The 20,909-nt window shown below is 59.9% G+C and carries 19 protein-coding genes and 1 pseudogene; 15 read left to right on the top strand and 5 right to left on the bottom strand.

The genetic code is table 11. From position 1 onward, the window contains the following. Positions 1 to 77: 77 nt before the first annotated feature. From LB568_RS06630 to LB568_RS06620, 3 genes are all read right to left on the bottom strand, one after another. Positions 78 to 221, bottom strand: coding sequence for a hypothetical protein (locus LB568_RS06630; protein ID WP_224729646.1), 144 nt, complete (start codon positions 219 to 221; stop codon positions 78 to 80). A 50-nt stretch (positions 222 to 271) separates the two neighbouring features. Beyond that, positions 272 to 901, bottom strand: a complete 630-nt coding sequence (gene wrbA / locus LB568_RS06625) for an NAD(P)H:quinone oxidoreductase (protein ID WP_224620489.1) — start codon at positions 899 to 901, stop codon at positions 272 to 274. Between the two features lie 72 nt (positions 902 to 973). Then, positions 974 to 1,828, bottom strand: a complete 855-nt coding sequence (locus LB568_RS06620) for a fumarylacetoacetate hydrolase family protein (protein ID WP_224620612.1) — start codon at positions 1,826 to 1,828, stop codon at positions 974 to 976. Between the two features lie 123 nt (positions 1,829 to 1,951). Between LB568_RS06620 and gtdA the strand changes: the two genes are divergently transcribed. From gtdA to LB568_RS06550, 14 genes and pseudogenes are all read left to right on the top strand, one after another. Then, entirely contained in the window at positions 1,952 to 3,001 is a 1,050-nt protein-coding gene (gtdA, locus tag LB568_RS06615; RefSeq protein ID WP_224620488.1) for a gentisate 1,2-dioxygenase, read from the top strand. A gap of 201 nt (positions 3,002 to 3,202) precedes the next feature. Next, positions 3,203 to 3,673, top strand: coding sequence for a MarR family winged helix-turn-helix transcriptional regulator (locus LB568_RS06610; RefSeq protein WP_224620487.1), 471 nt, complete (start codon positions 3,203 to 3,205; stop codon positions 3,671 to 3,673). 530 nt (positions 3,674 to 4,203) lie between these two features. Beyond that, complete coding sequence (locus LB568_RS06605) at positions 4,204 to 5,115, top strand: dihydrodipicolinate synthase family protein (protein WP_224620486.1); 912 nt, start codon at positions 4,204 to 4,206, stop codon at positions 5,113 to 5,115. A 93-nt stretch (positions 5,116 to 5,208) separates the two neighbouring features. Next, positions 5,209 to 6,855, top strand: a complete 1,647-nt coding sequence (locus LB568_RS06600) for a choline dehydrogenase (protein WP_224620485.1) — start codon at positions 5,209 to 5,211, stop codon at positions 6,853 to 6,855. Positions 6,856 to 7,044: 189 nt separating this feature from the next. Beyond that, on the top strand, positions 7,045 to 8,169 hold the full coding sequence (locus LB568_RS06595) for an ABC transporter substrate-binding protein (RefSeq protein ID WP_224620484.1): 1,125 nt from the start codon (positions 7,045 to 7,047) through the stop codon (positions 8,167 to 8,169). A gap of 70 nt (positions 8,170 to 8,239) precedes the next feature. Continuing rightward, on the top strand, positions 8,240 to 9,121 hold the full coding sequence (locus tag LB568_RS06590) for an ABC transporter permease (protein WP_224620483.1): 882 nt from the start codon (positions 8,240 to 8,242) through the stop codon (positions 9,119 to 9,121). Next, positions 9,121 to 9,909: an ABC transporter permease gene (locus LB568_RS06585; RefSeq protein ID WP_224620482.1), complete on the top strand. Its 789-nt coding sequence runs from the start codon at positions 9,121 to 9,123 to the stop codon at positions 9,907 to 9,909. The genes LB568_RS06590 and LB568_RS06585 overlap by 1 nt, the downstream gene beginning before the upstream one ends. An 8-nt stretch (positions 9,910 to 9,917) precedes the next feature. Continuing rightward, positions 9,918 to 11,030 carry an ABC transporter ATP-binding protein gene (locus LB568_RS06580; protein WP_224620481.1) on the top strand — a complete coding sequence of 371 codons (1,113 nt, stop codon included), beginning with the start codon at positions 9,918 to 9,920 and terminating at the stop codon, positions 11,028 to 11,030. Positions 11,031 to 11,119: 89 nt separating this feature from the next. Further along, positions 11,120 to 11,803, top strand: coding sequence for a GntR family transcriptional regulator (locus LB568_RS06575; protein WP_224620480.1), 684 nt, complete (start codon positions 11,120 to 11,122; stop codon positions 11,801 to 11,803). 95 nt (positions 11,804 to 11,898) lie between these two features. Then, positions 11,899 to 12,927, top strand: coding sequence for a proline racemase family protein (locus LB568_RS06570; protein WP_224729645.1), 1,029 nt, complete (start codon positions 11,899 to 11,901; stop codon positions 12,925 to 12,927). Between the two features lie 72 nt (positions 12,928 to 12,999). After that, on the top strand, positions 13,000 to 13,575 hold the full coding sequence (locus LB568_RS06565; RefSeq protein ID WP_224620478.1) for a DUF1349 domain-containing protein: 576 nt from the start codon (positions 13,000 to 13,002) through the stop codon (positions 13,573 to 13,575). Between the two features lie 65 nt (positions 13,576 to 13,640). Then, positions 13,641 to 15,104, top strand: a complete 1,464-nt coding sequence (locus tag LB568_RS06560; RefSeq protein WP_224620477.1) for an aldehyde dehydrogenase family protein — start codon at positions 13,641 to 13,643, stop codon at positions 15,102 to 15,104. Positions 15,105 to 15,133: 29 nt separating this feature from the next. Further along, positions 15,134 to 16,150 carry a Gfo/Idh/MocA family protein gene (locus LB568_RS06555; RefSeq protein ID WP_224620476.1) on the top strand — a complete coding sequence of 339 codons (1,017 nt, stop codon included), beginning with the start codon at positions 15,134 to 15,136 and terminating at the stop codon, positions 16,148 to 16,150. Between the two features lie 349 nt (positions 16,151 to 16,499). Continuing rightward, positions 16,500 to 16,730, top strand: a pseudogene (locus LB568_RS06550) (CopG family transcriptional regulator); the annotation flags it as partial. Between the two features lie 91 nt (positions 16,731 to 16,821). Here the strand turns inward: LB568_RS06550 and ehuB are convergent. Both ehuB and LB568_RS06540 read right to left on the bottom strand, forming a co-directional pair. Beyond that, positions 16,822 to 17,694: an ectoine/hydroxyectoine ABC transporter substrate-binding protein EhuB gene (gene ehuB / locus LB568_RS06545; protein ID WP_224620475.1), complete on the bottom strand. Its 873-nt coding sequence runs from the start codon at positions 17,692 to 17,694 to the stop codon at positions 16,822 to 16,824. 239 nt (positions 17,695 to 17,933) lie between these two features. Next, positions 17,934 to 18,401, bottom strand: coding sequence for an Lrp/AsnC family transcriptional regulator (locus tag LB568_RS06540; RefSeq protein ID WP_224620474.1), 468 nt, complete (start codon positions 18,399 to 18,401; stop codon positions 17,934 to 17,936). A gap of 126 nt (positions 18,402 to 18,527) precedes the next feature. Between LB568_RS06540 and LB568_RS06535 the strand changes: the two genes are divergently transcribed. Further along, positions 18,528 to 20,909 carry a transketolase gene (locus LB568_RS06535; RefSeq protein ID WP_224729644.1) on the top strand — a complete coding sequence of 794 codons (2,382 nt, stop codon included), beginning with the start codon at positions 18,528 to 18,530 and terminating at the stop codon, positions 20,907 to 20,909.

The following is a 20,909-nucleotide window of genomic DNA, read 5'->3' as shown; positions in this document are numbered from 1 at the left end:
GCGGTTAGCAGCCCCCGGCGATCAGTGGCGGCTGGAAACGCGTCAGCCGCGGGGCGAGCGGTGCCGGCGGGGGGTCTTCAAAGGAGAATGTAGACCGCATCCACGAGGATCGCCGCAACCAGCCGCTCGCCCAGTTCGTGCGCGTTCACGAAATGAGCAGTACCTCCCGTTAGCCCGAGCAGCAGCGGGAAGGCGACAGTTCGGACGGGCAGTGGTGACATCAATTATCGCGGTTCGGCGGGCGTCCCAACCAAAGAGAGGCGCATCTCCTTCAGACTGCCCTCTTCATGGCCGCTCCCGCTTGATGGTTTAAGCTGGCTGCAATCTTTGCGACATGGCTTCCCTGGTAGCGGGCGCCGTCCAGTTCGATCGCGGAGGGCTGACGCGAGCCGTCCGTGCCAGTGATCGTCGATGCGCCGTAGGGCGAGCCGCCAAGGATTTCACCCAAACCGAGCTGTCCTTCGAAGGCGTAAGGTAGCCCCACCACCACCATGCCGTGGTGAAGCAGAGTAGGGATGAAGCCCAGCAGCGTGGACTCCTGGCCGCCATGCTGCGTGGCAGTTGCGGTGAAGACCGACCCGACCTTGCCCAAGAGCTTGCCCGATGCCCAAAGACCGCCGGTCTGGTCCCAGAAATTGCGCATCTGCGAAGCCACGGTTCCGAAACGAGTGCCGGCGCCGACGATGATGGCGTCATACTGATCCAGTTCGTTGGGATCCGCGATGGGGGCTTCCTGATCCATCTTGAAAAAGGACGCCCGCGCCACTTCGTCCGGCACCAGTTCCGGAACGCGCTTGACCGTCACTTCCGCGCCAGCGTCGCGAGCGCCTTCGGCAACGGCTTTGGCCATGGTTTCGATGTGGCCATAGGCCGAGTGATATAGAACGAGAACTTTTGCCATTATCTACTCCGGTGGTTGTCGCCTCGCAGGGAGGCCAATGAGGGTTTTATTGAAGATTCACAGCGGCTTGCTTCAGCGCGGCATCCCCACTTCGATCGAAAGATCGCCTATCGAAGTTATGTGCGCGTCGATCCTGTCACCGGGAAACACCGGCCCGACCCCTTCGGGAGTGCCCGTCATGATCACGTCGCCAGGATGGAGGGTGTAGAAGCTCGACGCGTATTCGATCAGACGTGCAACGCCGTAGATTAGAAACCTGGTGTTGGACCTCTGTCTCTCGATCCCGTTGACGGACAGTCGCAGGTCGAGTGCGTCGGCAGACGGAATTTCATCGGGCGTCACCAGCCACGGGCCAAGCACGCAGTGAGTGTCAGGCGACTTCCGAAACGTCGGGAATTCCTTGCCACGGATGGTCATATCCAATCCCACGGTGAAGCCGAGGACATGGCTTAAGGCATCTTCCTTCCGGATGGCCCGCGCTTCCTTCCCGATAACGACGGCCAACTCTACTTCATGGTCGGTGCGCCGGTCGGCGAATCTCGGCGTGAATCTGTCCGAGGGGCCGATCAGGGAACTGCCCGCTTTGAGGAACAGCCCGAACTCGTCAAGATTGGTATAAGTCGTTCCGTTATTGATCTGGCTGTCTGCGTTCGCCTCTTCGATGTGGGCTTTGTAATTAATCGGCGCCCCGATGATCTTCCCGGGGTTTGCGACCGGCGCGTCCAGCCTTGTGTCGCGCAGCGCGTGGCGCGTGGAATTCTTCGACACCGCATCGCGCAGTCTTGCTGTGTCCGTCAGCTGGTTTGCGATCCAGTCACCCGCAGGGACGGGCCAGGGAGGGCTGCGATCGTAAGCGTCCGTTACATCGATGACCTCATCCCTGTCCACAACACCAATCCGATTGGAGTTGAATCTACATATTTTCATCCAGACCAACCCCATCTGCGGAGACACGTCATTATTATTGCATTTGCAATTATTGCATATGCAATATATTAGCTTGAGGTGGCTGTCAATCGCGCCGAAGGCCCCGCCAACGAGGACTCATAGATGACCAATAAACCTGATTTGGCACCGGCGACCGACCGGTCTGCCTACTACTCCGACCTCAGCAAACTCCAGCTGGCACCCCTATGGGAGAGACTGAAGGGGCTGGTTCCCACAGATCCAAAGCCGGCTTCAGTGCCCTATCACTGGGCGTGGCAAACTGTACGTCCACTGCTGATCAAAGCCGGAGAGACGATCACCGCCGAGGAGGCCGAGCGTCGAGTTCTGGTGCTGGAAAACCCGGGACTGCAGGGAAAGTCGCAGATCACCGACACGCTGTACGCAGGTTTGCAACTAATACTCCCAAAAGAGGTGGCGCCGGCGCATCGGCACACACAGTCAGCCTTGCGCTTCATGCTCGAGGGCACCGGGGGGTTCACCGCGGTCGATGGTGAAAGAACGACCATGCGGCGCGGGGATTTGATCCTGACCCCCTTTTGGACATGGCACGACCACGGTCACGACGGTGACGAGCCCGTCATCTGGCTCGACGGTCTGGATGTACCGCTTGTGAGTTTCCTGAAAGCGGGCTTCCGGGAAGAACACCGCGAGAGCTCACAAGTGCTGACGCGTCCCGAGGGCGACTCCCTGGCTCGGTACGGCAGCGGTTTGCTGCCTGTCGATCTGACGCCGGTGTCTTCCACGTCGCCTGTGTTCAACTACCCGTATGAAAGAACGCGCGAAGCTTTGGAAGTTCTGCGCGGTTCCGCCGGTATCGATAGGCACTTCGGGATCTGCATGCGTTACATCAATCCGGTGACCGGGGATTGGGCAATTCCGACGATCGGAACGACGATCCGGCTATTGCCGAAGAACTTCTCGTCGGCCTTCTATCGCTCTACGGACAGCTGCGCATTCGTGGTCTTGGAAGGTGAACCGTCTATCATCATTGAGGGCCAAGCTCCAGTGCAGCTGATACCCAACGACGTGTTTGCGGTCCCCGGCTGGATCAGGTACAGGTTCGAGGGCGGGGACGCAGACAGCGTGGTATTTTCCTTTTCGGATCGGCCCGTGCATCAAAAGCTCGGTTTGCTTCGTGAGGAGCGCCTCTGAATAGCTCGTAGTTCGCCCTGCCTTGTGGAGCGGACGCTTATGGAAAGCGGGGTCAGATCCACCGTTAGATTTGGGTGCAGGCGAATTTCCGGGAGGACAGTCAGTGCCCATTGCTGTTGTCCTTCGTGCGGCGTCCGGATTAGGTTCCGTCATCACGCGGCAAGTGCGCCGAGGTGTATGGCAGGGAGCAAAGGACGCCACATGGGCCAGGGTACTTATGAGCTCGACGAACGGCTATCCTACCTGTCCAACCGGGTCGCCTTCGCAATCAACGAACGGTTCCTGCTCAAGCTGCAGCCGTATGATCTGACGATCCCTATGTGGCGGGTCCTGGTCGTTCTGCATGACCGCGGTGAGCAAAAGCTCATCGATCTTTCGGGACTGACATCTATCGAAGGATCTACGCTCTCCCGACTGACGGAAGCGATGCACGATCGCAAACTCATTCGCAAAGCTCGATCCACTCGAAGCAAGCGAGAGATAGTGATCTCCTTAAGGTCTTCCGGTGTGTCGCTGGTGGAAGCATTGATACCCGAGGCGCTGAAACTGGAGACGTTGATGCTCACCGATATGCCCGAAGGCGATATCGCTACGACGAGACGCGTCCTGAAAACCATGTATTCCTTGCTCACTCGCGATTCATTGCCGCTCGGCGAGGATCAAGGTTCTTAAGCGACATGAGCGTCTGCCCGAGCGGCTTAGGCCTCGAGTCACTTGTCCGTCCACCTCCTCCTTGGGGCGCGACACACCTAGGCGACTGGGATTTGGGTAGCTTGCTCGAATTCCCGATGCGGCTGCTCGAAGCCGCTCCGCAATGGTTTGCAGCAGGATCCTGAAGCGGGCGAGGGGGCTGTGTCGGTACGCATCGTTGGCTCCTCCGTGTCGACCGGTAAGGCGACGACGGCGCGGCTCGCGAGCTCATTGGCGACCACGCCGGCCGAGATGATCCACACGCATTGCCCTGATGTATGAAGCGGCGGCCGACGGCGTCCGAGACGGTTCGACCTCGGTCGCCGGCGCGGTCGCGCCGTTGGTGATGAACAGGTGTCGACAAAGGGACGGATGACGGATTCCCGGGGGGGGCACCTGCGAATTCGTCGAGCCTGGCGAACCCAGAAGCGGGGCTGGACTTTGAATATTGGATATTATAGATTGGATGTAATGGTGGTGTAAGGTGCGCCATCGAACGCAAGAGGAAAAATATGAATCAGTGGACAGGGGTGTTCCCCGCCGTAACCACAAAGCTGAATCAGGATGGCTCGATCAATGTGCAGGCTAATCAGTCTGCCATTGACAGGCTGATCACAAATGGCGTGTCGGGGGTGATCGTTTTGCCGATGCTTGGCGAAAATGCCTGCCTCACTCCTTCCGAGAAGGAACTCGTCATCCGCAGCGCGCAGGAAGCGGCCGCCGGGCGGGTTCCAGTGCTGTCGGGATTGGCCGAGATCACCCAGTCCGACGCCAATTCGCGGGCTCGTGAATTCGAGAAGCTTGGCGTGGATGGCTTGATGGCGTTCCCTACTCTCGGATACAAGTCCGACGCGCGAGAGACAACCGAATGGTACAGGAGCCTCGCCAAGGCCAGCGGGCTGCCGATCATGATCTATAACAATCCGATCGCTTACGGCGTCGACGTCACACCCCAGATTTTGAAGGAACTGGCCGACTCGCCGACCATCGTTGCCGTAAAGGATGAGGCCGGTGATGTCCGCCGCGTGACCGATATGTATATTGCGCTCGGCAATCGGTATCAGATTTTCTGCGGTGTTGACGATCAGATCGTCGAGAGCGTCGCCCTCGGTTCGGTCGGCTGGGTGTCGGGCATGACGAATGTCTGGCCCAAGGAATGCGTCACGCTTTTCAACCTCTGCAACCAGGGCCGCAAGGAAGAGGCGCTGCGGCTTTACAGATTGCTCACGCCAGCATTCCACCTCGATACTCACGTGAAGCTCGTCCAGTACATCAAGCTCTCCGAGAGCTTGGTCTATGGCGCGCCCGAGTGGGTGCGTCGACCTCGCCTGCCGCTCGTCGGCGACGAGCGGGAATTCGTAACGCGCACCATCAAGGACGCGATCAAGCAGCTCGAGAGCTACTCGCTCCCGAAGGCGGCATAATCCAGATTGTCATATTGGGAAGAAGCGGCGGACTGTGGGCACTAGGTTGTCCGCCTTTCTTCATTGCCGAGTTTTGAATCCGGAGTGAGACAGGTGCGTTCGAAAAAATATGACTACATTGTCGTGGGTTCCGGCGCCGCGGGTTCCATTGTCGCCGCCCGGCTCGGCGAAGACCGCAATGTCAGCGTTCTGGTCCTTGAGGCGGGGCCGCACGACAATTCGATCTATGTTCGCATGCCTGCCGCGATGTCCTATCCGCTGACCGACAAGAAGCGAACGTGGGAATTCGAAACAGGGCCCGAGGCGGCTCTCGATGGCCGCATGGTCACCCATCTCCGCGGCAAGATGCTTGGCGGTTCTGGATCCCTGAACGGCATGGTCTATGTCCGGGGAAATCCGCGCGACTTCGACCGTTGGGCGGAAGACGGTTTGTCCAACTGGTCCTATGCCCATTGCCTTCCATACTTCAAGAAATTGGAATCGTACGACAAGGGAAGCAACGAATACCGAGGCGGGCAGGGGCCAATCCGGATCACGACCCTGAAGGCCGAGCTCGAACCCTTCCGGGCGTTCCTGGAAGCCGGGCAACAGGCTGGGCACCCGTTGAGCGAAGATTACAACGCCTATCGCCAGGAAGGCGTACACGCCTATCAGGCCAACATCGACAACGGCATCCGCGCCAGTGGCGGTCGGGCCTATCTTCGCCCCGCCCTCAAGCGCGGCAATGTCGAACTGGTTTTGAATGCCCTGGTTCACAAGGTCGATTTCAGCGGAAAGACGGCTGTCGGGGTCACCTTCGAGAAGGGCGGCGTGATTCAGTCGGTCGAAGCCGAGCGCGAGGTTATCTTGTGCGGTGGCGCCTTCAACTCGCCGCATGTGCTCCTCCTGTCCGGCATAGGTCCTGCGGCGGAACTTGCCGCGTATGGCATCAAGGGCGTGGCTGAGCTTCCCGGGGTAGGGAAAGGCTTGCAGGACCATGTCGCGGTGTCCATCAAGTATCGTGCTTCGCACAAAGGTGTGTCTCCAGCCGTCGATATGAACCTCCTCAAGATGGCGTTCATCGGTGCACAATGGCTGTTCTTCAGGAGTGGCTTGGGCATAACCAATCTCTGGGAGGTCGGCTCCTTTTTCAAAAGCAGCGATGCCGTCGAGTACGCCAACATCCAGCACGAGTTCCTGCCGATGCTCGGCGAGCTGATGCATGGAAAGGTCAACATCGAGGAAGGGTTCCAGTATCAGGTCTGCCTTGGGCGGCCGGAAAGTCGGGGGGCAGTGACGCTAAAATCGGCTGACCCGAGACTTCATCCGTCAATCGTACTGAACTATCTCCAGCAGCAGCAAGACCGGCGAAATCTGATCGACGGCGTTCGTCATACCGACGAGATCATCCAACAAAAGGGTTGGGATAGCATCCGCGGCGAAGCCATTGTCCCCGGCTTGCGCAAGAAATCGGACGAAGAGGTTTTCTCCTGGCTCAAGGAAAATATGGGAACCCAGTACCATCCGTGTTCGAGTTGCCGGATGGGCAATGACGACATGGCTGTCGTTGATGACGAAGGCCGGGTCCATGGTGTTGAACGGCTTCGAGTGATCGATGCTTCAGTCATGCCGCGCATTCCCAACGGCAATCTCCACTGCCCGACGATGATGGTCGCCGAGAAGATGGTCGATCGCGTGCTAGGTCGCCAGGCGCTGCCACCGCAAATCGCTCACTACGCCGACGAAAGGCGCTCGGGCTGAATCCACCGGGGGCGATCAGCCGCAAATCAACTGCCTGACCGGAACCAAGCCAAATCGCGACAAAGGGTACAAGGACGATCGCATCACAAATGGTTTGACGGTGAATCAATTATATCCAATATCCATTATAAAAAGTGAGTAAACCAGCACGAAAGGGGAAATACCATGGTGAAAGAACCGAATTCGTCTATGCCCGAACCAATCCAGCTCACCCGTCGCAACGCGCTGCTCAGCCTGGCAGGCGCCGGCCTTGCAGTGTCGACGGGTCGACTGTTCGTGACACCCGCCCGTGCGGCGGTTGGTGGCTCATTGCAGATCATGGCGTGGGAAGGCTACGATATGACGAATGAGCTGCGGGAGTGGCGGTCGGCGACCGGCATCACCGTGGAAACCTCCTCGATCGCCTCACAGGATGATGTCCAGGCCAAATTTGTCGCCGGCAATCCTCCCCCCATCGATCTTGCCGAATACAATCAGGCCTATAGCAAGCTTTACATCAAGGACATGAAGATCGTCTCGCCGCTCGATATGTCGAAAGTCCCGAATTACAACGCGGACAATCTATTTGATGTGTTCTTCGACAAGCCGACTTGGTTCTCGGACGGCAAGCATTGGGGGTCGCCCTATATGTGGGGCTTCAACACCCTGCTCTATAATTCCGACATGATGAAGAAGCCCACTTCCTACAAGGATTTGCTGGATCCGAGCCTGAAGGGTAAGATCGCGATCATGGACGACGCGACGGGCAACTGGCCGTTGATCGCCCGGTTGGTCGGCTTGGGAGACAAATATCCGCTTCTCACACGCGAGGAGCTCGGCAAGGCGTTCGAGAATTTCGTTCTGTACCGGAACCAGGCTCGCCTGATCTCAATCAATCAGGGCGATGTCGCCAATTTTGTAGCATCGAAGGAAGTCGTGGCGGTTCTTATGGCGGATCCGTCGATCATCACGCAGGTGCACGCGCAGGGCGTGCCGCTCGAAATGGCGATTCCGGAAGAGGGGCCGGTTCTGTGGGTCGACGCCTGGTTCATTCCCATATCGGCCGACAACATCGACACCGCGCACGCCTTTATCAACCAGTCCCTCGATCCCCAGATACAGGCCAAAGTTGCGACGGCTGTCGTGCAGGCGCCGGTCTCGAAGAAGGCTGTCGAACTTCTGGACGCAGACGCTCGCGCTAGGATCGACTATTCGAAGATCGACGAGATATTCGCCTCCGGCTTGCCGGGCATCCCGCCGGTCGACGATGATGGCGAGCACGCGACCTATGCGGAATGGGTCCAGGCCTGGCAGGAATTCAAGGCAGGCTTGTAGTCCATTGGAGCCAGACGTCGGAGCCTGTCGGTGAGATCGGCTCCGGCGCTTCTTTGTCAAAGGAATTGCGATGACCCCATCACAAAGAACCGGAGGTATCCTGGCCGCGCCGGCGGCAATCTACATGCTTTTGTTCTTCGTGGTGCCCGCCATATTGCTGTTCTCCTACAGTTTCTGGATATCCTCCGGCTTCCGCATTGTTCCAGATTTTGTGCTGACCAATTACATCTCGGCGATACGATCGCCGCTCTTTCTGCGTGTGACTTACAACGCGGTTGCAATAGGCCTCATCACCGCATCCGTAACGCTCTGCCTATCCATCCCTGTTGGATATTACCTGACCTATGTCGCCAGATCGAAGGTCATCTTCTATCTCATTCTCGTCACCTGGTTCTCAAGCTACCTCGTCAGAATCTACGCCTGGCGCACCTTGCTTGGGACTAACGGCCTGCTCAACGCGGTTTTGCTCCAGCTCGGCATCGTCGATACGCCCGTCCAGGCATTTCTGTTCAGCCCATTCGCAGTCGCGATCACGCTGACCCACATCTACCTGCCATTCGCGATCCTGATGGTCGTCTCGGCGATGAGCGAGATCAAAGCGGAGCTTATCGAGGCGTCGCGGGATCTCGGCACATCCGCCCTGGGGGCTTTCTTCCGGGTTGTTGCCCCCAACGCCGCGCAGGGCCTTATCGGCGCTTTCATGCTGACCTTCATCCTGGTGGCGGGTGATTACGTCACGCCGCAGATGGTCGGCGGGTCCTCGGGTCAAACGACGGGCCTGCTCATCGCGGACCAGTTCCGCAAGACCGGCAATTGGCCGCTCGGCGCCGCCCAGGCCTTTCTCATGTTTCTTGTCTCGCTGGTCATCTATGCGCTCGTGCTCGCTCTGGGCCGCCTCACAGGGCTCATTCCGGCCAGGCGCAAGACGAAACCCGCCAGGGAGGTTGCGTGATGTTACTGAAGGCCGTCGTCTACGCGACCCTAGCATATCTCCTGATTCCGCTCGTCGTGATCATCTTGTTCAGCTTCAATGCCGACCAGTCGTTTTCCTTTCCCATCAACGGTTACAGCCTGCGCTGGTATGTGGTGATCTTCGAGGATCCGCAGCTAGGCCAGGCGCTTGTCAAAAGTCTTCTGATTGCCACGGCAACGGCGATCGTCACCCTTGTCCTCGGCACGGCCGCGTCCCTTGCCTGGTTGCGGCTGGGGAGGCTTGGCCGAAGCGTTCTCGAAATCCTGTGCATCACGCCAATCGCCCTGCCTGGGCTTTTCCTTGGTGTCTCATTGCTGGTCTTGGCCGCGCAACTGGGCGTCCGGCTTTCGACGGTCACGATCGTCGTTTCTCACGTCGTTCTGTCGTTGCCGATGCTCATGATCGCGATGCGGGCCCGGCTTGCGCTTTTCGATCGAACCCTGGAAGAGGCATCTCGCGATCTTGGCGCCTCGCAGATGGTGACATTCAGGAGGATAACGCTGCCGCTGATCGCGCCGACCTTGATCTCCTGTGCGATCCTGAGCTTTGCCTTGTCGTTCGACGAGTTCGTTGTCACGTCATTTGTTGCCGGCACCGAAACCACCTTGCCGATGTACATCTGGTCGATGATGCGCCGCACGGTCACGCCATTGATCAACTCGGTCTCGACACTCGCCCTTTTGTTCTCGATCGCCGTCATGGCGATCGGCTTCGTCGTCGGGCGGTTCAAAAGAGCATCCGCCCTGTCAGAACGTGCGTCCTCCTGAGGCTACAAATGAACAATGGAACATCGCCAGAAGCACCGTTGATCGAGCTATCCAACGGTCAAAAGCAGTTCGGCCTCTTTCAAGCCCTGACCAACATCAATCTCGCGATCAACGAGGGGGAGATCGTGACGCTCCTCGGCCCGAGCGGCTGCGGCAAAACCACCTTGATGCGCATCCTCGCCGGCTTCGAGACGCTCACGTCCGGGACTCTGAAGATCGACGGCAAGGACGTCGCTTCGCTGCCGCCGGAAAAGCGGCCAGTGAACATGGTCTTTCAGCGCTACGCCCTGTTCCCTCATCTCGACGTCTTCGACAATGTCGCATACGGCCTCAAGGTCAAAGGTGTTGAGAAGGACGAGCGCCGCAGACGGGTCCAGGCGATGCTCAGGACCGTGCAAATGGAGAGCCTCTCGCATCGTTTCATCGGCGAACTTAGCGGTGGCCAGTGCCAGCGGGTCGCGCTGGCCCGGGCGTTGGTAAACGGCCCCAGGGTTCTGTTGCTCGACGAGCCCCTGGCGGCGCTCGACCTGAAGATTCGCCAGCATATGCTGGGAGAGATGAAACGGATTCAGTTGGAGACGGGAGCGACCTTCGTTTATGTAACGCACGATCAGGATGAGGCGATGATCCTCTCCGACCGGGTCGTGCTGATCGACCACGGCCAGATCGTTCAGGTCGACAGGCCGCAGGACATGTATTTTCGCCCAAGATCTCTGTTTGCGGCAAAATTTCTTGGCGAGACAAATCTGTTCGAGGGAAAACTGACTGCATCTGGCATAGGGCAGCTTAGGCTGGAGACCCAGGACGGGCCGTTCGACGTTGTTTCGATCGATGCCTCGCTGTCCGGGAATGATGCCGCGGTGATGTCCGTTCGGCCGGAAGCGATGTCCTTCCGGCAATCCAATGCGCAGCTTGACTATGCGGTGGATGCCGAAATTGCCGACGTGATTTTTTCAGGCAGTCGCTCTTTCTTCCATCTGGTCAGCCTGGGCGGCCAAAAGTTCCGTGTCCAGGTCCAGAATATGCCTGGTGCGGCCCTTCCAACGACGGGCGACAAGGTCCATGTCTCGTGGCGCAAAGACAGTGCGACCGTTCTGCCGCTTTCCCACGTCTCGTCGTGACATCCATTCGCGCTGTACGCGAGGATACCAAACCAGCGCACAATTCTATATCCTATATTCAATATGCCTCGATTCGTTGGTAGGTCAAAATGAACCCCTCGGTCGCCATCAAGCGTCGAACCGTCACGTCGTCGGTCGTCGACCTGATCCGCGACAGGATCATATCCGGATTCTACAAAGGCGGTCAGCAGATCAAGCAGGAAGCGATCGCCGAGGAGGCCGGAGTCAGCCGTATCCCGATTCGTGAAGCCCTTCTTCAGCTCGAAGCCGAAGGGCTCGTCGTCATCCACACCCATAAGGGAGCGGTTGTCGCTTCACTGACCGTGGATGACGCTATCGACATCTTCGAAGCACGTCTTGCGCTTGAGCCATTCATCTTGAAGAAGGCGATCGAGCGAGCAACCGAGATTGACATCGAGCATGTGCGGCACGCCCTGGATGACTACACCAAGGGTGTGAAGGCGAAGGAATCGCCGGCGAGGCTCAGCGAGCTGAACTGGGCGTTCCACAAGGCGATGTCCCGTCCCGCAAGGCGGCCGCGGTCTCTGGCTCTCTTGTCGTCACTCTACAATTCCGCTGATCGGTATCTCCGTCTTCAGATTGATGCCCGATCCGCACAGACCAAAGCCCTGGAAGATCATAAGGCGTTGGCGGCCGCGTTCGCCGAGGGCAACCAGACCTTGGCGCAGAAGCTTCTTAGGAAGCACATCGAGAACGCTCGCGACGACGTGATGGCTGGCCTGCAGGCATGGCCGGATTTCGAAAACACCTGATCGTTGACTTCTAATCTTTGCGCGAAGCCGCCAATGGCTATTGCTTGCTCGCAATAAATATTGGATATTGGATATAGAAGCCACTGGAGTCGAGCATGCAGTTGGACCGCGTTATAACTGTCGTTGGCGCACACGCCGAAGGCGAGGTCGGCCGGGTCATCACTGGCGGCGTCCTCCCCCCGCGCGGGGCGACGATGTTCGAAAGAATGGAGAACCTGGAGCGCGACAGCTCATGGCTCAGGAACATGCTTCTGTTTGATCCGAGAGGCAGCGTGAATGCCGCCGTCAACCTGATCACGCCGCCGCTCCATCCCGATGCCGATATCGGCATGATCGTCATGGAGTCCGATTACTTCGTGCCGATGTCGGGCTCGAACCTGATCTGCACTGTGACCGTCGCGCTTGAGGCGGGCATGATTCCCATGAAGGAGCCCCAGACGATCGTCCGGGTCGACACGCCCGCAGGATTGGTGGACGTGATCGCCGAGTGCCGGGCGGGCAAGTGCCGCAGCATCACCTTTCGCAACGTCCCCTCCTTCGTCATGCATCGTGACAGCATGATCGACGTTCCCGGGCTCGGTTCGCTGCGGGTCGATGTCGCCTATGGCGGCATGATCTACTGTATCGTGAACTCTACGGATCTGGACCTGACGCTTGAGCGTGGCGAGGCCAGAAAGCTTGTCGAAATCGGCGAGCGGATCAAGGCGGCCGCGGCCGTCCAGCTGCCTTCCATTCATCCCGAGAATCCGCTCATCCATACGATCAATCAAACCGAGTTTGCTGGCCCCGTGGAGGTCATCGGCGGCGTCAAGACATCCAAGAACGCGGTGGTCGTGTCGCCCGGCCGGCTCGATCGCTGCCCATGCGGAACAGGCACGTCGGCGCGCATGGCGCTTCTTCATGCGCGTGGTGAGCTCGCGGTCGGTGAGAAGTTCAGGCACCTCTCCATTCTCGATACGGTTTTCGACTGCGAGATCATTGCCGAAGCCAGGGCAGGCGACGTGCCCGCCGTCATTCCACAGGTCTCCGGTCGCGCCTGGCTGACGGGTGTGAGCCATTACGGCGTTGATCCCGAGGATCCGTTTCCGGAAGGCTACCGTCTATCCGACACCTGGTTCAATTGATCGACAGGCAGCCTTGGCGCAAGGCGCTCGAATGTCGCAACACCACGGACACAACGGAACGGGAAGGCGGAGATGGCGGAAGAACAGTTGAAATGGCTCAACGAGCCACCGAAATACGCAAGCGACGGCGGCGTCCTTCGTGTCGTGACAGGTCAGGAAACCGACTTCTGGCGGGAGACATTTTACGGTTTCTGGCGTGACAATGGCCATTTTTTCTATCGCAACGTCGTCGGGGATTTTACCGCCGAGGTGACGATCAAGGGCAACTATGAAGCCCTCTACGACCAGGCGGGCCTGATGATGCGGCTCAGCGAAACCCATTGGGTGAAAGCCGGAGTAGAGTTTACCGACGGGCGGATGTACTTTTCCGTGGTTATCACGAACGATGTTTCCGACTGGTCCCTGGTTCCCATTCCGACGGATCCGGCGGGCGTCAGGATCCGCCTTACCCGGCATCGCGAGGCGGTTCGCGTTCAGTATCTGGACACCGGCGACAACAGCTGGCAACCGGTAAGGCTCGGCTATTTTCCACCCTCTGACCGGGTGGATGTCGGCATGATGTGCTGCTCTCCCCAACGTGCGGGGTTCGAGGTGGCTTTCGCCGACTTCGTGGTCGGTGCGCCAATCTCCAAAGAGCTGCATGACTGACCTGAAGCCGCAAGGAGCAGCCGCGAGGCATCTGCTGCCTTGCCGGTCTTCATCGGGATTCTGAAATGACCAAGCGTGAATACGGCATCTGGATAAATGGCGCTGCCGAATTGCCGGCGGAAAGTACCGTCTTCGACAGAAGCTCGCCGTCCACAGGCGAAATCGTCGCCAGCGTTCATCTCGCCGGGAAGATAGAACTCGACCGTGCTGTCATTCTCGCGAAGGAAACGTTCAAGAAGGGTAGTTGGAAGGGGCTTGCGGCGAGCGAGCGCGGGAAGATCCTGCTGCGTTGGGCCGACCTCATCGTGGGGGAACTCGCAACGCTCAGCCGTATCGAGGCCGATGAAGCCGGAAAAACGATCGCAGCCGCCAGGGGCGAGATCGAGTGGTCGGTAGAGTTGCTGCGTTATGCCGCATCGCTCGCCTGGAGCATTCCCGGCCGCGTCATCAATCACGAGGGCGCCGAGAAGTTGGGCCTGGTGACCTATGAGCCACTGCCCGTCATCGGCATGATTCTTCCTTGGAATTTTCCCACGGTGACGCTGTTCCAAAAGTTGCCCTATGCCCTTGTTGCGGGATGTTGCGTCGTGATCAAGCCGTCGGAGCTCACGGCGGGTACAGCACTCGAATATGCGCGACTGGCCAAACATGCCGGGGTTCCCGACGGGGTCCTTGCGGTTCTGCCTGGCACTGGCGAGGTGGTCGGCCACAGCATGTGCGTGCACCCGGACATCGACATGATCTCCTTTACGGGGTCCACCGCCGTCGGGCGCAAGATCGCTAGCCTCGCCGGCCAGTCGCTGAAGAAGGTGGCGCTTGAACTCGGCGGCAAGGGCGCCAACATCGTCTTCGCTGACGCGCAGCTCGACGCGGCGGTTGCCGGCGCGCTTGCAGCCTTCACAATCAATCAGGGCGAGGAGTGTTGCGCCGGTGGAAGGCTGTTGGTCCAGGACACCATTGCTTCGGAATTTGTCGCCAGGCTGGCAGAAAAGGCTGGCATGCTGAAGCTCGGAACGCCTGACGATGTCGATGCCGATCTCGGCCCCTTGATTCACCGGCAGCATCAGCGGAAAGTCCTCGACTATATCGAAAAGGCGCGGCAGGAAGGCGCAACGCTCGTGACCGGCGGCGGCGCGCCGACGACTGTCGGATTGCGGAATGGCTGCTTCGTCGAGCCGACCATTTTCAGCGGCGTCAAGCCGCACATGACGATCTTCAAGGAAGAGATATTCGGACCCGTGCTTGGGGTTACCACTTTCAAGGATGTTTCGGAGGCAATCGCGCTGGCCAACCTGACACATTACGGCTTGGCCAACGGCGTCTGGACCTCCAACCTCGACACCGCAATGGCGGTCTCCAGCGCCCTTGAAAGTGGGTTCGTTTACGTCAACACCTATCTTGAGACGGTCCCCCAGCTGCCATTCGGCGGCAGCAAGTCCAGCGGGCTCGGCAGGGAAAACGGTCCTGACGGGTTGCTGGAATTCATGCAGGCGAAGTCCACATTCGTTCGCCTGCGTCCGAACGCGTGATTCCCTCAGATGCAACGGAGAGCAAGACGATGAAGCCGGTCCGTTTCGGGATTGTGTCGACGGCGAAGATCGCCCGCGACTGGGTCATCCCGGCAATGAAAGCCGTGCCGGAGTGTGAGGTGGTCGCCATCTGCTCACGCGACGCGTCTCGTGCGGCCCGCGTCGCCACGGAATTCGATATTTCGAAGCACTATGCGTCTCTCTCCCACTTGCTGGACGACGACGAGGTTGAGGCCCTCTATATCCCGACGCCGAACAATCGGCACGTCGACGATGCAATTGCCGCCGCGAGGGCTGGCAAGCACGTCTTGTGCGAGAAACCACTTGCCTTGAACGCGGCGGACGCCCTGCGCCTGGCCGAGGTTCAACGCCAGACAGGTGTGCAGATATCGGAGGCTTTCATGGTCCGGTATCATCCGCGATGGCTCGCCGCGCGTGAGATCATCCGCGGTGGCAGGCTCGGACGCGTCACCCAGATTCACGCAACCTACAGTGTGATGAACGACAATCCGCAGGACATCAGGTTCCAGCCGGAACTCGGCGGTGGTGCCTTGGGAGACGTTGGCGTCTATCCGATAACGGCGGCCCGCTTCCTCTTCGAGGCCGAGCCGATCGCTGCGACGGCGACATTCGAAATGCTCGCGCCTGATGGTGTCGATATCGCTGTCGCCGGCATGCTCGAATTTCCGGACAATCGCAATCTTCTGTTCAGCGGCGCCCTTCTGCAGGCATGGGCACACTGGGTCATGGTCATTGGTACCGACGGCTGGATGGAAATCCCGGTCGCCGTCTGGCCCTCGGCAACACAAGAGACGATCATCAAGCTGCGCAAGCGTGACGATATCTATGACCAGGATGCCGAAGTCATCCGCTTTGCGCCGGCAAATCAGTATGAAGAAGAGGTCCGTGAGTTCGCGCGCGCCATAAGGGGTGAGATTAAGCAGCCTTGGCCAATCAAAGATGCGGTAGCGGGAATGCACGTGCTGGATGCCGTCAGGCAGGCCGCTGCTGAGAAAGCGCGTGTCCCAATCCGGAATGAGCGCTGATTTAACAATGGCCCAATTGAACGCATTGCGCGCAGCCGTACTTACTTGCCGGGGGTTAGTTGTCGGCACCCTGCTATAAGATAACGAGGCCAGACGCTTCAGGCTCGATATCCTGCGGCCGGTTGTGAGTTGCTGAAGAATTGAGCCAGGGAGCCACGTGCCTGTTCGAAGTCATCCCATGCCGCGACGTCGGGCACCTTGCTGCTGCTCCCGTCTGCGCGTTCGTAGATTTCCATGCGTGGCCGCGGGCCACCAAGGCCTGCACATAGACGCCCTTCGACGTGACCTCGGCAGCGAGGCTCTGCGAGAGCGGCAGCACATAAGAGTTTGTGGCCGCGTAGATGCCGTGATCGCGCGCCTGGAGCGCGATGCCAGCATCGCTGGAAACCTTGTCCGTTTTTATCCGCGTCTGGTTGGCGACGACTCCCGCTTTGCCCGAACCGATGGCGCAGGCGGCGCGAGCGACGGCGAACGAACGCTACGAGGCATTCGTCGCCGCGCTTGGGAGGCGCCTCGCCAGCGGCCAAGCCTGCGGCAGGAAATCCCCGAAGACGTTATGCTATCCAGCGACGCAGAATGACGATGAAAGGCATGTCGGCAGAGGCGCCGCCCGCGCTAGCGCGGCGCCGCCCGCGCTGTTGATGCCAGCTCGGTTCTGTCGCTGATGGCGTTCAGTTGGCGGCTCCGCACAGCTGCGACGTCGTCAATCCTGGCGGCACGTTTTCCGCGGGGCCAAATCCGTACCTCGCCATGATGTTGGCGATCATGCCGTTCGACATGACTTTCGCCAGACCCTGATTGTAGAGGTCGCGCAGATCGCCATCGTCCTTCCTGAACGCGATCGCGATGTAGCTGATCGACTTCGCGTCCGTCGTGAACGGGCTGGCGCGCTCCAGATCGGGGCTCTTGTTGCCGGCCAGCAGCCCGATCACCGTCGGGGAAGAGAACAGAGCCGCGTCGACGCGACCGGCGCGCAGTGCCGCGATGTTGGTCTCGATATCGGGGAACTGTAGGATGCGGTCCTCCGGCACGCCCTCGGTGATGGCGTTCTTGATGACATTGCTGCCGCGGCCGCCGCCCATGATCGCGTCGGATTTCTCGGCAAGATCCGCATAGCTATGGATCGCCTTGGGGTTGCCGGCGAGCACGATCGCCGCGTCGTCCGACCTCAGGTCGGGAGCGCCGAAGGCGACCTGCTGACAACGCTCCGGCGTTATCGACAGGCCGGATGCGACGGCATCGAAACGGCCGGCCATCAGGCCAGGGATCAAGGCGCCGAACTCGGTGACCTCGAAGTCGACCTGCTTGACGCCGAGATCGGCAAAGGCAGCCCTGAGAAGATCCGGATGCCAGCCGAGCAGCTCGCCGGTTCCCTCCTTCTTGTAGCCCCATGGCGAGCGGTTATGGATGCCGATGACGATGCGTCCTTCCTTCAAGACGCGTTCTTTTGTGGTCTCCGCCGCGGCCGGCAGTAGAGATCCAGCAAGCGCGGCATAGGCGATGCAGGCCAGGCCAAAGGCGGCCGATCCGGCTCGAAATTTCATCAGTGCAGTCCTCCCGTGAGATTGAGTTGTTGCGCGCAGGCGTTCCGCCTCAGCCGCACGAGGCTACGTTTGAAGACGGCAATTCGTCAATATAGATGTACAAAATATGTATTAAGTATTGCGACCGCAGCAGCGAGTGGCTCTCGCTTGTGGCGTTTGTTCGTGGGTTGCAATTGGGTTGACGCGGGCGCCCCACCCTCGCTCACTTGCCGCGGCGATGGTTCGAGACAACCGGTCGATTAGACGGGCAAGACTTCCGAGCGCTTGACCTGGCCGAGGGCGAAGCTGCTTTCGATCGAGGCGATGTTGTCCAGCCGCGTCAGCTTGTCCTTGATGAACCGCTCATAGGCCTCGAGGTCGCGCACCACGATGCGCATCAGGTAGTCCCGCTGGCCGGTCATCAGATAGCAGTCGACAACCTCCGGCCAGCGCAGCACCGCCTGGGAGAAGCGGTCGAGATCGTCCTCGCGTTGCCGCTCAAGCTTGATCGACGCGAAAGCGCTGATCGGCAAGCCGAGCTTCTTCTGGTCGAGGACCACGGTGTAACCTTTGATGACGCCGGCGCTCTCCAGGAGCCTCACGCGCCGGGCGCAAGGTGAAGGCGAAAGACCGACGGCTTCGGCAAGCTCGTTCATCGTCGCCTTGGCGTTCTTCTGCAGCGCGGCGATGATTTTGAGGTCGATTGCATCGAGCGTCGGATTTGGCACATTTCCCTCGTCTGGGCGCCATTATTGGCTGGATCAGCCAATATCGTTGATATGGGTGCATAAGAATAGCCACTTTTGAGAGGCCTACGCCGCTATCGTTGAGCCGCGATTTCACGGGAGCCGATGATGACGATCCTTTCCGAACTTGAACGCAAGGTTCTGTGGCTGGCTGTCTGGATGATCCATCATGCCAATCACGTTCGCGGGTCGGAGGACGGGCTCAAGGTCGGCGGCCATCAGGCGTCGTCGGCGTCCGCCTCGACCTTGATGACGGCGCTCTACTTCCAGATCCTCAGGCCTGAAGACCGCGTTGCCGTCAAGCCGCATGCCAGCCCGGTTTTTCATGCGATCCAGTATCTGTTCGGCAGGCAGACGCTTAAGCAGCTGCAGAACTTTCGCGGCTATCGCGGCGCGCAGTCCTACCCGTCACGAACCAAGGATGTCGACGATGTCGATTTCTCGACCGGGTCGGTCGGACTGGGCGTGGCGCAGACCCTGTTCTCCTCGCTGGTCCAGGACTATGTCAGGGCAAAAGGCTGGAATGCGGACCAGTCGGAAGGCCGGATGATCGCCCTTCTCGGCGACGCAGAGATGGATGAAGGCAATATCTTCGAGGCCCTTCTCGAAGGCTGGAAGCACGGCCTGCGCAACACCTGGTGGGTCGTCGACTACAACAGGCAGAGCCTGGATGCGGTGGTGCGCGAAGGCCTGTGGCAGCGCTTCGAAGCCATCTTTCGCAACTTCGGCTGGGATGTGGTGATCCTGAAACATGGGACATTGCAACAGGCGGCCTTCGAGGAAGAGGGCGGCGAAAAGCTGCGGTCCTGGATCGACGCATGCCCCAATCAGCTCTATTCCGCGCTCACCTTCCAGGGCGGCGCCGCATGGCGCCGGCGTCTTCTGGACGACCTTGGTGATCAGGGACCGGTCAGCCGCCTGATCGAGAAGCGCAGCGACGAAGACCTTGCCGCCTTGATGGCAAATCTCGGCGGCCATGATCTGGCGAGCATCATCGATGCCTTTGAGGAAGCGCGCGGGCATGATCGTCCGACCTGCTTCATCGCCTATACGATCAAAGGCTTCGGCCTGCCGCTGGCCGGCCACAAAGACAATCACGCCGGATTGATGACGCCGGCGCAGGTCGAGGCGCTGCGGCAAGGCATGGGTGTGCGCCAGGGACGTGAATGGGAGATGTTTGAGGGCCTTGCATACGATGAGGCCGCGATCCGGTCCTATCTGGCGTCGTCGCCTTTCGCGCAGGCAGCTAACCGCCGCCACAAAGCCCCGGCCGTGTCCGTGCCGGCGCAGATACCCTGGAGCGCACAAATCTCCATGTCGACACAGCAGGGTTTCGGCCTTTTGATGCACGAGATCGCGAAGTCAGACAGCGATTTTGCAAAGCGTGTCGTCACCACGTCTCCCGACGTCACAGTCTCGACCAATCTTGGCGCCTGGGTCAACAGGCGGGGTCTGTTCGCGCGCGGCGTCCATGCGGACGTTTTTCGTGAAGAACGCATTCCCTCGACCTTCAACTGGACGTTTTCGCCGTCGGGTCAGCATTTCGAACTGGGCATCTCGGAGATGAACCTCTTCACGATGCTGTCGGCGCTGGGTCTGTCGCACTCGCTTCACGGCGAGCGCCTGCTTCCGGTCGGAACGCTCTACGACCCTTTCATCGAGCGTGGCCTCGATGCGCTCAACTATGCCTGCTATCAGGATGCGCGCTTCATCCTGGCGGCGACGCCTTCCGGCGTGACGCTGGCGCCCGAGGGCGGAGCGCATCAGTCGATCGCCACGCCGCTGATCGGCATGGCGCAGGACGGCTTGGCGACATTCGAGCCGGCCTATGTCGACGAGCTGGCAGTCATCCTGCGTTGGGCATTCGACTACATGCAGCGCTCCGGCGAGGCCGAGCCTGACGACCATAGCTGGCTGCGCGATCAGACGGGAGGTTCGGTCTATCTCAGGCTCTCAACGCGATCGGTCGAACAACCGTCTCGACAGATGGAGGACCCGCTGGCGCGCGCCATCATCGACGGCGCCTACTGGTTGCGCAAACCCGGGCCGAATGCCGCTGTGGTGATCGCCTATTCGGGAGCGGTCGCGCCGGAGGCGGCCCAGGCGTTGGGGTTGATGGCCGGTGACCGGCGCGACGTCGGGCTTCTTGCCGTGACCTCGGCCGACCGGCTGAACGCCGGCTGGTCGGCCGCGGCGCGGGCGCGGCAGTATGGCCATCCGCGCGCCACCAGTCATGTCGAGCGCCTGCTGGCCGGCCTGCCGGCCTCATGCGCCATCGTGACGGTGTTGGACGGACATCCCGCAACGCTCGCCTGGCTGGGGTCGGTCCACGGCCACCGCACGCGCGCGCTCGGCGTCGAGCATTTCGGCCAGACCGGTACGATCGCGGATCTCTACCGGCACTACGGGATCGATGCGCAAGGTATCATGGCCGCGGCGCAATCTGTATCAGCCGGCCGGCCGCTGAGGCACCTTGGCTCGGCCGCCTGA

This window comes from Mesorhizobium sp. B263B2A, assembly GCF_020165775.1.
GTDB lineage: Bacteria > Pseudomonadota > Alphaproteobacteria > Rhizobiales > Rhizobiaceae > Mesorhizobium > Mesorhizobium opportunistum.
This window is presented reverse-complemented; position numbering and strand designations above follow the sequence as displayed.

Excerpts from the sequence above, each read along its gene's own strand:
- LB568_RS06630 (WP_224729646.1), bottom strand. The coding sequence starts at position 221 with ATGTCACCACTGCCCGTCCGAACTGTCGCCTTCCCGCTGCTGCTCGGG.
- wrbA (WP_224620489.1), bottom strand. The coding sequence starts at position 901 with ATGGCAAAAGTTCTCGTTCTATATCACTCGGCCTATGGCCACATCGAA.
- LB568_RS06620 (WP_224620612.1), bottom strand. The coding sequence starts at position 1,828 with ATGAAAATATGTAGATTCAACTCCAATCGGATTGGTGTTGTGGACAGG.
- gtdA (WP_224620488.1), top strand. The coding sequence starts at position 1,952 with ATGACCAATAAACCTGATTTGGCACCGGCGACCGACCGGTCTGCCTAC.
- LB568_RS06610 (WP_224620487.1), top strand. The coding sequence starts at position 3,203 with ATGGGCCAGGGTACTTATGAGCTCGACGAACGGCTATCCTACCTGTCC.
- LB568_RS06605 (WP_224620486.1), top strand. The coding sequence starts at position 4,204 with ATGAATCAGTGGACAGGGGTGTTCCCCGCCGTAACCACAAAGCTGAAT.
- LB568_RS06595 (WP_224620484.1), top strand. The coding sequence starts at position 7,045 with ATGCCCGAACCAATCCAGCTCACCCGTCGCAACGCGCTGCTCAGCCTG.
- LB568_RS06590 (WP_224620483.1), top strand. The coding sequence starts at position 8,240 with ATGACCCCATCACAAAGAACCGGAGGTATCCTGGCCGCGCCGGCGGCA.
- LB568_RS06585 (WP_224620482.1), top strand. The coding sequence starts at position 9,121 with ATGTTACTGAAGGCCGTCGTCTACGCGACCCTAGCATATCTCCTGATT.
- LB568_RS06580 (WP_224620481.1), top strand. The coding sequence starts at position 9,918 with ATGAACAATGGAACATCGCCAGAAGCACCGTTGATCGAGCTATCCAAC.
- LB568_RS06575 (WP_224620480.1), top strand. The coding sequence starts at position 11,120 with ATGAACCCCTCGGTCGCCATCAAGCGTCGAACCGTCACGTCGTCGGTC.
- LB568_RS06570 (WP_224729645.1), top strand. The coding sequence starts at position 11,899 with ATGCAGTTGGACCGCGTTATAACTGTCGTTGGCGCACACGCCGAAGGC.
- LB568_RS06565 (WP_224620478.1), top strand. The coding sequence starts at position 13,000 with ATGGCGGAAGAACAGTTGAAATGGCTCAACGAGCCACCGAAATACGCA.
- LB568_RS06560 (WP_224620477.1), top strand. The coding sequence starts at position 13,641 with ATGACCAAGCGTGAATACGGCATCTGGATAAATGGCGCTGCCGAATTG.
- LB568_RS06555 (WP_224620476.1), top strand. The coding sequence starts at position 15,134 with ATGAAGCCGGTCCGTTTCGGGATTGTGTCGACGGCGAAGATCGCCCGC.
- ehuB (WP_224620475.1), bottom strand. The coding sequence starts at position 17,694 with ATGAAATTTCGAGCCGGATCGGCCGCCTTTGGCCTGGCCTGCATCGCC.
- LB568_RS06535 (WP_224729644.1), top strand. The coding sequence starts at position 18,528 with ATGACGATCCTTTCCGAACTTGAACGCAAGGTTCTGTGGCTGGCTGTC.